Source organism: Atopobium sp. BS2 (assembly GCF_000565075.1).
GTDB lineage: Bacteria > Actinomycetota > Coriobacteriia > Coriobacteriales > Atopobiaceae > Lancefieldella.
In genome coordinates, this window is the sequence record NZ_JDFG01000012.1 from 29,026 (window position 1) to 41,924 (window position 12,899).

The 12,899-nt window shown below is 49.0% G+C and carries 9 protein-coding genes and 1 tRNA gene; 4 read left to right on the plus strand and 6 right to left on the minus strand.

Annotated elements, in window-relative coordinates; all coding sequences use genetic code 11:
• Positions 1-89: 89 nt before the first annotated feature.
• The 4 genes from HMPREF1492_RS01010 (at position 90) to HMPREF1492_RS01025 (ending at position 4,503) form a co-directional block, all read left to right on the plus strand.
• Positions 90-1,808 carry an ABC transporter ATP-binding protein gene (locus HMPREF1492_RS01010; protein ID WP_035435046.1) on the plus strand — a complete coding sequence of 573 codons (1,719 nt, stop codon included), beginning with the start codon at positions 90-92 and terminating at the stop codon, positions 1,806-1,808.
• Between the two features lie 34 nt (positions 1,809-1,842).
• A complete protein-coding gene (locus tag HMPREF1492_RS01015; protein ID WP_035435048.1) occupies positions 1,843-2,577 on the plus strand; it encodes a tRNA threonylcarbamoyladenosine dehydratase in 735 nt (244 codons plus the stop codon).
• The gene (locus tag HMPREF1492_RS01020) at positions 2,570-3,340 is read left to right on the plus strand and encodes a TatD family hydrolase (RefSeq protein WP_035435051.1); all 771 of its coding nucleotides are present in this window, start codon (positions 2,570-2,572) and stop codon (positions 3,338-3,340) included. The genes HMPREF1492_RS01015 and HMPREF1492_RS01020 overlap by 8 nt, the downstream gene beginning before the upstream one ends.
• 86 nt (positions 3,341-3,426) lie before the next feature.
• Positions 3,427-4,503 carry a glycosyltransferase family 8 protein gene (locus HMPREF1492_RS01025; protein ID WP_035435053.1) on the plus strand — a complete coding sequence of 359 codons (1,077 nt, stop codon included), beginning with the start codon at positions 3,427-3,429 and terminating at the stop codon, positions 4,501-4,503.
• Positions 4,504-4,547: 44 nt separating this feature from the next.
• Here the strand turns inward: HMPREF1492_RS01025 and clpX are convergent, their stop codons facing one another.
• From clpX to carA, 6 genes are all read right to left on the minus strand, one after another.
• Positions 4,548-5,846, minus strand: coding sequence for an ATP-dependent Clp protease ATP-binding subunit ClpX (gene clpX, locus HMPREF1492_RS01030; RefSeq protein WP_035435055.1), 1,299 nt, complete (start codon positions 5,844-5,846; stop codon positions 4,548-4,550).
• 26 nt (positions 5,847-5,872) lie between these two features.
• Positions 5,873-6,481, minus strand: coding sequence for an ATP-dependent Clp protease proteolytic subunit (locus tag HMPREF1492_RS01035; RefSeq protein ID WP_035435057.1), 609 nt, complete (start codon positions 6,479-6,481; stop codon positions 5,873-5,875).
• A 131-nt stretch (positions 6,482-6,612) separates the two neighbouring features.
• Complete coding sequence (gene tig / locus HMPREF1492_RS01040; protein WP_084054947.1) at positions 6,613-8,022, minus strand: trigger factor; 1,410 nt, start codon at positions 8,020-8,022, stop codon at positions 6,613-6,615.
• A gap of 59 nt (positions 8,023-8,081) precedes the next feature.
• A tRNA-Leu gene (locus HMPREF1492_RS01045) sits at positions 8,082-8,167 on the minus strand.
• 145 nt (positions 8,168-8,312) lie between these two features.
• Positions 8,313-11,534: a carbamoyl-phosphate synthase large subunit gene (carB, locus tag HMPREF1492_RS01050; RefSeq protein ID WP_035435061.1), complete on the minus strand. Its 3,222-nt coding sequence runs from the start codon at positions 11,532-11,534 to the stop codon at positions 8,313-8,315.
• A complete protein-coding gene (gene carA / locus HMPREF1492_RS01055; RefSeq protein ID WP_035435296.1) occupies positions 11,534-12,787 on the minus strand; it encodes a glutamine-hydrolyzing carbamoyl-phosphate synthase small subunit in 1,254 nt (417 codons plus the stop codon). The genes carB and carA overlap by 1 nt, the downstream gene beginning before the upstream one ends.
• Positions 12,788-12,899 lie beyond the last annotated feature (112 nt).

Here is a 12,899-nt window from a genome sequence, read left to right on the forward strand (position 1 = left end):
ATCAAACACTAAAATTGATTGAAAAAATCAACAACATTTAAATCAAAAGTATAGTCAACAACTTTTTCTACAGGTTAAGAAGGTTTGACATGAAAAGCACTGTTAAAGAAATTCAAAACGACCTTAAACGGAGTCTTTTTTGGAGTAATAAAAAGTTGTTATTCGGCTCCTTTTTCTTTACAACTTCTTTAGAACTAGTTACGGTATGTTCACCCTACATAACTTCAATTCTCATGAATTCCGCTGTGTCAGGATCATTTAATGATTTTCTACAAGGTTGTCTATTTGCCGCCATATTAACAATCTCAGCAATTACAAATAAATTAGTGGTTCGTTATTTTGTTCCTAATTATCTCTATCATGCTGCTAACTCTTATCGCAACACCGCATTTAAATACATGCTGAAAAAAGGTATAAACTCGTTTGAAGCAAGTGGTAGTTCCGTTTATGTATCTGCACTTACTAATGATTTAAATACTATAGAGACTACATATCTTGAACAGATGTTTTCTTTGGTAAGCGATAGTATATCTTTCATTGTGGCCCTCATAATGCTCATGGTTCAAAGCATTCCATTAACTATGGTAGCTATTGCCGCTTCAATTCTTCCTCTAATCATTGGCGTAAAGCTAGGCGGAACACTCGGTAAAATTCAAAAAGAATCTTCTGCGAAAACTAGCCAATTCATTGCCCAAGTCACTGATCTAGTAAAAGGCTTTCCTTTGATAAAAGCTTACGGTGCAACAAAGGCTGCAGTGAGACTTTTTGAGAAAGACAATACCGCTCTTGAAAGCTCAAAAAGAGAAAGTAGAAAAACTACTCGATTCATTAATACTTTGAGTTGGAGTGCTTTCGGCTTATCTCAATGGGCTGTTTTGATTGCTGGTACATATCTTTGTATTTCAAATCAAGGAGTAACACCTGGTGTAATTCTTATGGCCACGTTACTTATGAACTACATTAGTCTCCCTTTACAAACAATTCCACCGGTACTTGCATCACGCAAGGCCTCAAATGATTTGATTTTAAAATTTTCTGAGACTCTTGCTGACAATGAAGAAGAAGAGGGGCAACAGACATTAGATAAAGTTACAAAAGGAATAGTCATCAACAATCTTTCATTTGCTTACGAACAAAATAAAGCTGTGCTGAAAAATTTATCAATCAAACTTCTACCTAATAAAAGTTATGCAATTGTTGGAATATCAGGATCTGGAAAGTCTACTTTATTTAATCTTCTTATGGGTGGCAATTTAAGTTATCAAGGAGATATATTTTACGATAGCTTAGAGTTAAGAACTATTAATAAAAAGAGTCTCTATCAAAACGTTTCACTTGTACAACAAGAGAATTTCTTATTCAATGCATCAATTGAAGACAACATTACTATGTTCGAAAACCACTCAAAAGATGCTATTTCTCAAGCTTGTGAAAAGGCTGGACTTACAGAGTTCATTAAACAAAATAAACTGAGCTATCAATGTGGTGAAGCAGGTTCAAACCTTTCTGGTGGCGAACGTCAAAGAATCTGTATTGCTAGAAGTTTGTTAAAGGGTTCTAAAGTTCTGTTTTTCGATGAAGCTACATCAGCACTTGACCATTCAACTACTGACCAAATTATAAATTCAATAACAAATCTCAAAGGCACACTACGCCTAGTTATTACACACAACTTAGAGGAAGCTCAGCTGAAAAAATTTGACGAAATTATTGTAATGAAGGAAGGTAGTATTATCGAAAAGGGTTCGTTTGAGGAACTTATGCAACAAAATCATTACTTTAAGGCCCTCTATACTCTTGAACAATAAATACTATCTGCAGATACATTTTATGAGGAGCTCTATGTCTGCCACAATTCCTGAAGCCACTGCTCGACTTGAACTTGTCCTGGGAAAAGATCGCCTTGGACAGATTCAAAATTCCTGCGTTATGGTCTTAGGACTTGGCGGCGTCGGCTCAAACTGTGTCCAGGCGCTGGCTAGAGGCGGTGTGGGTTCCTTTGTTTTAGTGGATGCCGATGCAGTGGAGGCATCCAATCTTAACAGGCAGGCTATTGCCTACGTAAGCACCATTGGAAAAAGAAAGGTTGACGTTACCAAAGAGATGATTCTGGACATTAATCCAGACGCTCACGTGGTCACCCTTGACGCTTTTTTGCTTAAAGACAACGTTGATGAGCAGCTCTCTGCTCTTCCAAAACCTGATGTTGTAGTTGATGCTATCGACACCATTTCTGCCAAATTGGCTGTTGTTGCATGGTGTCAAAAAAACGATATCTACCTCATCTCCAGCATGGGTGGAGGCAATAAAATCCACCCAGAACTCCTGGAAATCACTACGCTTTCAAAAACGCATACTGATGCTCTTGCAAGAGTAATGAGAAAAGAGTCCAAGAAGCGCGGCCTTGCTGACTTCCGCGTGCTCTACTCCCCCGAGCCAGCGCGACCAGTTTTTGCACCAGAGGGCGCAACGGGTAAATCTGCCAAGCTAGGCACTATGTCCTACTACCCTCCCATTATGGGCCAGATGATTGCATCAGACGTCATCTTGCATCTGTCAGGGCTTGCCTATGAGTAACCTCACGTATTTTGATGCGCACGTCCATGCCAACCTTATAGACTCTCCACTCAATGTAGCGAGAAGTTCTAGTGAGGTTGGATTAGGTTTCTTTACCTGCGGCGTTACTCCTCACGACTACCTAGAACTTGCTCCTCAGCTTACGCAAGACAACATCCGTGTGGGACTTGGAGCGCACCCCTGGTATATCTCTGATGAGCGCGTTACTCAAAAAGACATAGAGCTCCTTTTAGAGCTTATGGAGCAGACATCTTACATTGGCGAGATTGGACTAGATTTTTCTTCTCGCTATTGTGTTGATGGGTTGCAAGATTTGCAGGTTAGAACGTTTGCGCAGATCTGCACACGTGCAGCAGAGCTTTCACGCAACGGCCAGCCACGAGTGTTCTCGATGCACACCGTTAGAAGTGTTGATGCGGTACTAGATATTCTTGAGCAGACAGGAGCTGCTCAAGAATGCATTCCTATCATCCACTGGTTTAGCGGTAGCTCAGAAGAGCTCCAAAGGGCTATTAAGCTTGGCTGTTGGTTCTCTGTTGGCGAGATGAGCCTTAAGACCAAGCGTGGCCGTGAATACGCTAAGGTCTACCCAAAAGATAAACTCCTTACCGAGACTGACCTTCCATCCAGTGATCAGACGAATATTAGCGCGGCGGACATTGTGGATAGCCTGAAACGCGCGCTTAGCGGTCTTAGCGAGGCCCGTGGATACTCTGTGCAAACTGAAGTAATGGCAAACGCAGCAGGCGTTTTTGGCGTCTAAGTGATAAAGTCTTACGTATGAGAAGATTACGTAAAATACCTACACAACGCCTTGTTGGAACAGGCAGGGCGCAACTTTCTGGAGCAATGCTTGCCAGCTCATCCGATGAGCTGGGTCTTGCTCTTAATGATGTTGTGCTTGTTTTTGCCTGCAGTGATAACTTTGTGCCGTATTTGTCTGTAGCAATTCAATCCATCATTGAGAACGTCAATCCAGAGCGTCGTTACGACATCATTGTATTGACTCGTGACCTCACTCCTACCAGCATGATTACGCTTACTCGTCAGGCTCAGCTTGTTGATAACGTCCATGTTGGTTTCTTAGATGTTGATGCTGCTCTTGGTGATATTGAGCTTCCTCATCATGGTCACTTTAGACCAGAAACTTACTACAGACTGCTTGCTCCCTCGCTGCTTCCTAACGTCAATAAAGCCATCTACCTTGACTCTGACCTGGTAGTTAATACCGATATTGCAAAGCTCTATGATATTGATGTCACCGGGTATTTGGTAGGCGCTACGCGCGACGCAGATACTATTGGCCAGATTGATGGCTATGACGCTACAGTTGGTCCCTACCTCAAAAATGAGCTGGGTATGGATGATCCTCACGATTACTTCCAGGCAGGCGTCATTTTGATGAACCTTGAAGAGATTAGAAAGCAGATTTCTCCTGAAGAGTTTCTTAAGGTATCAACCATGCGCGCATGGCGCTGGCTTGATCAAGATGTTCTTAACAGGTTTGTGAACGGCCATTATCTTCGTATTAATATGAAATGGAATTACCTGGTAGACTGGCAATTCCTTCGTCGTGATCATATTGTTGCTCAGGCACCAAAAGACGTGCGAGAAGAATACGAAGAGGCTCGTAAGAATATCTGTATTGCTCATTTTGCAGGACCAGACAACAGGCCTTGGCTCTATCCAAACTCAGATCTTGCAGGCCTTTTCTGGTTCTATGCTCGTCGCTCCCCTTATCTTGAGGAGCTTCGTTCACAGCTTGAAGAGTCAAGACGTACGGTAAGAGGTCTTTCTCACCGAGTACAAAGTGGTGTTCTTTTCCGCGGCTTAATGCCTTTGTTTGATACCGTCTTCCCACCAGGCACCAAGACCCGCACCCAACTTATTACGTCATACAACAAACTTGGCGGCGGCAATCTATAACACAAAAGGAGGTCTTTCGACCTCCTTTTTTATTGCTATGCGAGTTATTTCTTTTTGCCCTTGATGATTTCTGGGGCGTTTTCTCCGCCAACGCTTTCTGGAGTAACCACAACCTTTGTGATATCCAAATCTGATGGCAGATCAAACATGGTCTCTTGCAGTGTAGACTCGCAGATTGCACGAAGACCACGAGCTCCGGTACCACGAGCCAAAGCCTTCTTAGCAATCTCTCTGAGTGAATCCTCAGTAAACTCCAGATCTACTCCCTCAAGCTCAAACATGCGCTTGTACTGCTTGGTAAGAGCATTCTTTGGATCTGTGAGGATACTCATCAGATCTTCCTCACCAAGCTCACGAGTAGAAGTGATAACAGGAATACGGCCCAAAAGCTCTGGAATCATGCCAAACCTGTGCAGGTCCTGAGGCATAACCTTGGCGATAAGCTCAGACTCACCTTCTTTGACATTCTGAGCAACGTCAGAGTTAAAGCCAATTCCCTTTTTACCAATGCGGTCAGCAACAATCTTATCCAGGCCAACAAAAGCGCCACCACAGATGAACAAGATATTGGTGGTATCAATGTGAATAAGCTCCTGCTGAGGATGCTTACGTCCACCTGTTGGAGGAACACTTGCAACGGTACCCTCAAGAATCTTCAGAAGTGCCTGCTGAACGCCTTCACCAGAGACGTCACGAGTAATAGAGAGATTCTCGGCCTTGCGAGCAATCTTATCAATCTCATCGATGTAGACAATGCCTACCTGAGCGCGCTCAACATCGCCATCTGCGGCAGTAATGAGCTTAAGCAGGATATTCTCGACATCTTCACCAACGTAACCAGCCTCAGTAAGGGTTGTTGCGTCAGCAATAGCAAACGGAACCTCAAGAAAACGAGCAAGCGTCTGAGCAAGCAGTGTTTTACCAGTACCAGTTGGGCCCAGCAGCAAGATGTTGGACTTTGCAATCTCAACATCCTCCTGGCCCTCCTGAGGATCATCGTTACCTGAAAGAATACGACGATAGTGGTTATACACTGCTACCGACATAGCACGCTTAGCGTCTTCTTGACCCATTACGTACTGAGATAGCTCATCGTAAATCTCATGTGGAGTGGGCAGATCTTTGATAACAGGCTCATCAGAGTGAGTCTCAATCTCTGACTCTTCATCAAAGCCGAGAGACTCATCAATCATATCTGAGCAGGTTGAGACACATTCATCGCAAATGCAGACGCCACCTGGGCCCTGGATAAGCTTATTTACCTGCGACCTACTCTTTCCACAGAAAGAACAGTGCATCTCATCTAATCCGCCAAAAGGCGAGAAGTCCTGGTCTTTAGCCATAACTTAAACCCTCAATACAAGTACAATTATTGATCGTTACGAGAAGAGATAACGCGGTCTACCAGGCCGTAATCACAAGCCTCCTGTGCACGAAGATAATTATCGCGCTCGGTGTCTACATTGATCTTCTCGATAGGTTGTCCAGTATAATCCGAAAGCAGCTCATTGATGCGCTGGCGAATCCACTTTGTCTCATCTGCAATAATCTGGATATCGGTCTGCTGACCCTGAACGCCACTGGATGGCTGGTGAATCATAACCATAGAGTTAGGAAGCGCAAGACGCTTACCCTTTGCACCGGCTGCAAGAAGAACGGCACCCATTGATGCTGCCATACCAACGCAGATGGTAGACACGTCAGGCTTAATGAAGTTCATGGTGTCAAGAATGCCCAGGCCTGCATAAACGTCTCCACCAGGAGAATCAATGTAGAGAGAAATATCCTTGTCTGGATCCTGGCTCTCAAGGTGCAAAAGCTGTGCAATGACCAGGTTTGCAGAATCGCGCGTTACCGGCTCTCCCAAGAAAACAATACGATCATTGAGCAGCCTAGAGTAGATGTCATAGCTACGCTCACCACGAGGAGTCTGCTCAATAACATACGGAATAGTTGGAATGTTTGTTGGATAATGCATAATCCTCCTTCAAAAGTCTTTCCTTAGAAACATACCCCGGGAAGCATGTCTCTAACCCGGGGTATGAAAAATTCAAAGTAACTGCAACTTTTGGCGCAGTCTTTCTGGCGAGAAACCCAACCAGTTGCGGACTACTCAGCGTCCTTCTCTGCGTCCTCGTCCTTCTTAGCTGCCTTCTTCTTAGCAGTAGCCTTCTTAGCAGGCTTCTTCTCTGCCTTCTGCTCTTCCTTTGCAGCCTCAGCAATCTCGTCGACAACGGTGACGGTTGCGTTGTCACGCAGCCAGTCAAGAGCCTTAGAGCGACGGATGGACTCGCGAATTGCAGGAAGACGGCCAGCCTTGCGCCACTCCTCAATTGCAGACTCAACGTTAGGAACACCAGCGCGCTCAAACTCTGCGCGAATGTCATCCTCAGTTGCCTCAAGCTTGAGCTCTGCAGCCACTGCGTCAAGAGCCAGGGACTGACGTGCGCGCTCCTCAGCCTGAACACGAAGATCAGAGATGAAGTCATCAGTCTTAATGCCGCGTGCAGCCAAGAACATATCAAGAGTCATACCCTGCTGCTGAAGACCACTCAGGAACTCCTGAGCAATCTCGTTGAAGACCTCGTTCTTATACTCCTCTGGAACCTCATCAAGCTGAAGACGCTTACCTACAGCCTCGACAACGCGGTCCTCTTTAAGAGTTGGAAGAGAATTCTTCTTGTCGGACTCAATCTCAGACTTAACAGCCTCACGGAGTTTCTCGACAGTATCATAACCAAAGGTGTTCTTTGCAAACTCGTCGGTCAGCTCTGGAGTGACGGACTTCTTGTGAGCAACAACCTTGACGTTGATATCGTAATCGTGGGAGTGAACCTCATCGCCGTGAGTGTGGCTGTGAGTCCACTTGACCTCTTTCTCCTCACCTGGCTTCATGCCGATGAGTGCCTCCTCAAGCTCCTTTGGAGCCTGGGTGCCGTTAAGGGTAAGAACGCGGTCCTCGCCCTCCATGTGAGCAGCGCCCTCAATGTTCTTGATGTCTACACCAATGGTGTCGCCCTCTTTAACAGCGCGCTTCTCCTTGGTGTTCTCAAACTTAGCCTGATAAGAAAGAAGCTGCTTAATCTGGTGATCAACCTCAGCCTCAGTTGCCTCATTTGGAGGCATGTTGATTGCAGGAGCATCGTAAGAATCAAGCTTAGCCTCAGGACGAACGTTGAAGACTACCTCATAGAAGTAATCCTGACCCTCAACAGGAAGGTCTGCATCCTGGTTGTAATCACCACGGCCAACAGGAACAAGATCAAGCTCCTCAAGGAGCTGTGGCTCTGCTGCGCCGAGAAGATCGTTGGTTGCCTGAGCAAGGACTGCCTCGCGGCCAACAATGCTATCAATGACAGGACGAGGTGCACGGCCCTTGCGGAAACCCTGGAAGGAATACTTGTTTGCAATGTCCTTGTAAGCCTGCTTAATGGCAGCGTCTACCTCTGCAGCAGGAACTGTAACCTTGACGGTGAGTTTCTCGTCAACTGGCTTATCTGCGGTAACGGTGATGTTCAACGTTCCTCCAGTGTCTCGTAAAAAATGCTGGCGTACCAGCTCTTAACCAAATTTCTGCATGGTGCGGGCGGAGGGAATCGAACCCCCACGGACTTAGTCCACTAGAACCTAAATCTAGCGCGTCTGCCAGTTCCGCCACGCCCGCATATTTATGCAGCCTTGCAATAATAACAAACTTTTGCGCTCTTCACTAGGAGAACTTCGTATTCTAAACACTTCCCTCACGAAAAAGACCGGCCTTTTTCAAGACCGGTCTTGTTCAAGTGAAAAGCTCATTCTCCAAGCACGTTTTAAAGATCTTGTAGTGCAAAGGTCTCGGGCTCGCTCTTTCTTGCCGCGGCTAGTGCCTGGATAAGAGCGGTAGCTGCAGACATTGCGGTGACGCAGGTAATACCCTGGCTGACAGCTTCTGCGCGCATCTTGGTGCCGTCGCTATGAGCCTCGTGACCATGAGGCGTATTGATGATGAAGCTGACGGTTTTATCGCGCATAAGGTCAACAACATTTGGATGACCATCGGAAATGCGGTTGACGGTGGTGCAGTCAATTCCAGCCGCACGCAGCGTCTTTGCGGTACCGCCCGTGGTGTAGATGCCATAGCCAAGGTTCTCCAGAGCCATAGCAACAGGAGCAATGGCGCGCTTATCGCGGTCGCACACACTGATGAAGACGGAGCCCTGCTCAGGTAGCTTGTTCTCAACTGCCTCACGAGTCTTTGCGTACGCTGCTGGGAAGGTGCGGGCAATGCCCATGACCTCGCCGGTAGACTTCATCTCTGGGCCAAGGATTGAGTCGGCGCCAGGGAATCTAGACCAAGGCATGACCGCCTCTTTGACCGCGTAGTAATCGACGGTGCGATTTTCGTCTGGAAGCAGGCCTTGTGCTCTGAGCTCACTGATCTTCTCGCCAGCCATGATGCGAGATGCGTATTTGGCCAGGGAAACGCCAGTTGCCTTTGACGAGAAAGGCACGGTTCTAGAAGCGCGAGGGTTGAGCTCGATGACAAAGACGTGCTCGTCGCGGACGGCGTACTGGATGTTCAGGAGACCTCGAATGCCGCAGGCAAGTGCCAGCTTTTTGGTGATGGCCCTAATCTGGTCAACAATCTTTTCAGAGAGCGAGAAGGGCGGCCAGCAGCAGGCGGAGTCGCCAGAGTGAATACCGCACTCCTCGATGTGCTCCAGGACGGAGCCTACGTAGCACTCCTCGGTGTCGCAGAGAGCGTCAACGTCCAGCTCAATGGCGTCCTCCAGGAAGGCGTCCAGGTAGACAGGACGATCTGGCGTGACGTGCGTCGCGGACTCCATGTAGGTGACCAGGTCGGAGTCATCGTAGACAATGGCCATGCCGCGACCACCAAGAACGTAGCTTGGGCGGACAATCAGTGGGTAGCCAATGCGGCGAGCGGCGTCGCGAGCCTCGTCCATGGTAGAAGCAACTGCCGATGGTGGGCAGGCAATGTTCAGGCGGTCAAGAAGGGCTGCGAAGCGGTCGCGGTCTTCTGCCAGGTCAATTGCCTCTGGCTGAGTGCCCATGATTGGAACGCCAGCATCCTTCAAGGCGCGTGCTAGCTTGATTGGCGTCTGGCCACCAAGGGTGACAATGACGCCTTCCGGCTTCTCAACCTCAATGACATCCATGACGTCTTCAAAGGTCAAAGGCTGGAAATAGAGTCGATCAGAAGTGTCGTAGTCTGTAGAGACCGTCTCTGGGTTGCAGTTGACCATGACCGTCTCATAGCCCTGCTCGCGAAGAGCGTAGGCAGCATGAACGCAGCAGTAGTCAAACTCAATGCCCTGACCGATACGATTAGGACCTGCGGAAAGAATCATGACGCGTGGCTTTTCTGCCTTCACGTACTCCGTGGCATTGCCCTTCTCGTAGGTGACGTAGTGATACTGCGTGGTTGCACCAAACTCACCAGCGCAGGTATCAACTGTTTTGACCTGTGGGCGAACACCCAGCACTTCCCTAACGGCGCGGACAACGTCTGTCTTGGTGCCGGTAAGGTGTGCCAGCTGCTCATCCGAAAAGCCCAGCTGTTTGGCAGCAAGCATGTTATCGGTAGTGAGACCAGAAAGCCCCAGCTCTTTGATGCGTTTCTCGGCGTTGATGATACCTGCCATGCGATGCAAATACCAAGGATCAATGCCGGTCATATTATGGATACGCTCAACGCTCCAGTTTCTGCGCAGAGCCTCAGCAACATAGAAAATACGCTCTGGTGTTGGCTTGCTGACCAACTCATCAAAGTTTTTCTCGTCAAAGACATCGTGGCCGTCAGCACCTAGACCAGCGCGGTCTTGCTCCAGAGAGCGCAGTGCCTTCTGCAGGGCCTCTTCAAAGGTTCTGCCCATAGCCATAGCCTCGCCGACCGACTTCATGCGGGTAGTCAAAACGCGACTGGTACCCTTGAATTTGACGAAGGCAAAGCGAGGAACCTTAACCACGCAGTAGTCGATGGAAGGCTCAAAAGCAGCTGGAGTTGCCTTGGTGATGTCGTTAGTAATCTCATCCAGCGTATAGCCAACAGAAAGCAGCGCGGCCATCTTTGCAATTGGGAAGCCAGTTGCCTTAGAAGCCAGTGCGGAAGAGCGGCTAACACGAGGGTTCATCTCAATAACAATGACGCGGCCGTTAGTTGGATTGACCGCAAACTGAACGTTAGAGCCACCACAGGCAACGCCTACACGCTCGAGAATAGCGATGGAGTAGTCGCGGAGATTCTGGAGCTCTTCATCGGTAAGCGTCTGAGCTGGCGCAACGGTGATGGAGTCTCCCGTGTGGACGCCCATTGGATCGAGGTTCTCGATGGAGCAGACAACAATACCGTTACCTGCGGTATCGCGCATGACCTCCATCTCAATCTCTTTCCAGCCCTCGATGGACTCCTCTACTAGTACCTCGTGCTCTGGAGAAAGCAAGAGGCCCTGCTCCACAATCTCTACAAGCTCTTCTGGGGTATGTGCAATGCCGCCGCCCGCACCACCAAGGGTGAAGCTTGGGCGAATGACCACGGGATATCCCAGGTCAGTAACGATGCGCTGAGCGTCTTCCATGGAGTGAGCAATGTCTGCGCGAGCAACCTCTAGGCCAATATCCTGAACTGCCTCGCTGAAGAGCTCACGGTCCTCACCGGTACGAATGGACTCCAGGTTGCAGCCGATGACCTCGATGTTGTACTTGTCAAGAACGCCTGCCTCGCCAAGGCCAATGGTGCAGTTCAGAGCGGTCTGGCCTCCCATGTTTGGCAGAAGCGCGTCAGGACGCTCGCGCTCAATGACGCGGGTTACGGATTCAACAGTGATTGGCTCAACGTAGGTTCTATCTGCAGTTTCTGGATCTGTCATGATGGTTGCTGGGTTTGAATTAACCAGAACAACCTCAAAGCCCTCTTTACGAAGGGCGCGGCATGCCTGAGTACCGGAATAGTCAAACTCACAAGCCTGACCAATAACAATTGGGCCAGAGCCAATGACCAGGATTTTCTTAATATCAGTACGCTTTGGCATTAGAAGCGCCTCCCCTCACGAACGTCGATGGCAAGATAGTCAGACTGTCCCTCCATCAAACGAGCAAATGCCTTGAACAAGTAGGATGAATCGTGAGGTCCTGGGCTTGCCTCAGGGTGATACTGAACGGAAAACGCTGGAATATCCAGGAACTGAATGCCCTCTGGAGTACCATCGTTAAGGTTTACGTGTGTGAGCCTGACGCGGCCAAACTCCTTTGTCTGGACAACAGGAGCAATACGCCTTGCGGACCACTCGCAGAGGTTGTCAAAGTGCTCGGAGATTCCACCGGACTCCTCTGCAATGAGCTTGCCCAGGCTTGGGAAAACCAGGCCGTAGTTGTGGTTTTGAGCAGTAATCTCAACCTTGCCAGTTAGAAGATTCATGACTGGTTCGTTGCCACCGTGGTGTCCAAATTTGAGTTTCTCGATATCTGCACCTGCGACAATGGAGAGCATCTGGTTGCCCAGGCAGATACCAAAGACGGGGACCTTGCCCAGAACGCCGCGAGCGGCCTCCTGCGTAGCGTCAACCTGCTCTGGGTCACCAGGGCCGTTGGAGAAGAAGATGCCGTCTGGGTTGTAGGCCAAGGCGTCCTCTGCAGGTGTGTTCCACGGTACAACCGTGACCTCGCAGCCGTTTGCTGCAAGACCCTGGAGAATGCCGTTCTTCTCGCCACAGTCGTATGCGACAACGTTGAAGCGCTTCTTGGACGTAGCGGAGACCACGTGAGGTGCGTCGACGGAGACGTCGGGGACAAAGTTGTGCTCGGAGATGTTGGGCGACGCCTGGACGCGCGTGAGTAGATGGGCGGGATCCAGGTCCTCGGTGGAGATGGCCGCCTTCTGTGCACCATGGTCGCGCAGGTGCATGGTCAGCGCGCGGGTATCGATGCCCTCGATGGCAACGACACCGTTTTCCTGCAGAAACTCTGGCAGGCTCTGCTTGGATGTCCAGTTGCTTGGCTCGTAGCACATGTCGTGGACGACAAAACCACGCAGGTGCAAGACGTCTCGCTGCATGACCGCAGGATCGATGCCGTAGTTGCCTACCTGCGGATAGGTCAGCGTGACAATCTGGCCGGCGTAACTTGGATCGGAAATAATCTCCTGGTAGCCGGTCATAGACGTGTTAAAAACAATCTCGCCGAAGGTCTCTCCGCTAGCACCACAGCACCTCCCCTCGAAGGTTGTTCCGTCTTCGAGAACAAGCAGCGCGCGAGGCTGCGAGGTGGCACTTGCCAGTGGATTCATATACTCTCCGATCTGCGTAGGAGCATGCCGAGCCATAAAAAAAGAGCACTCCTTGTGGAGGCTCAACAGCGAACATGCGCACTCAACGCTATGGGCCTTGCCGGTGTCTCGC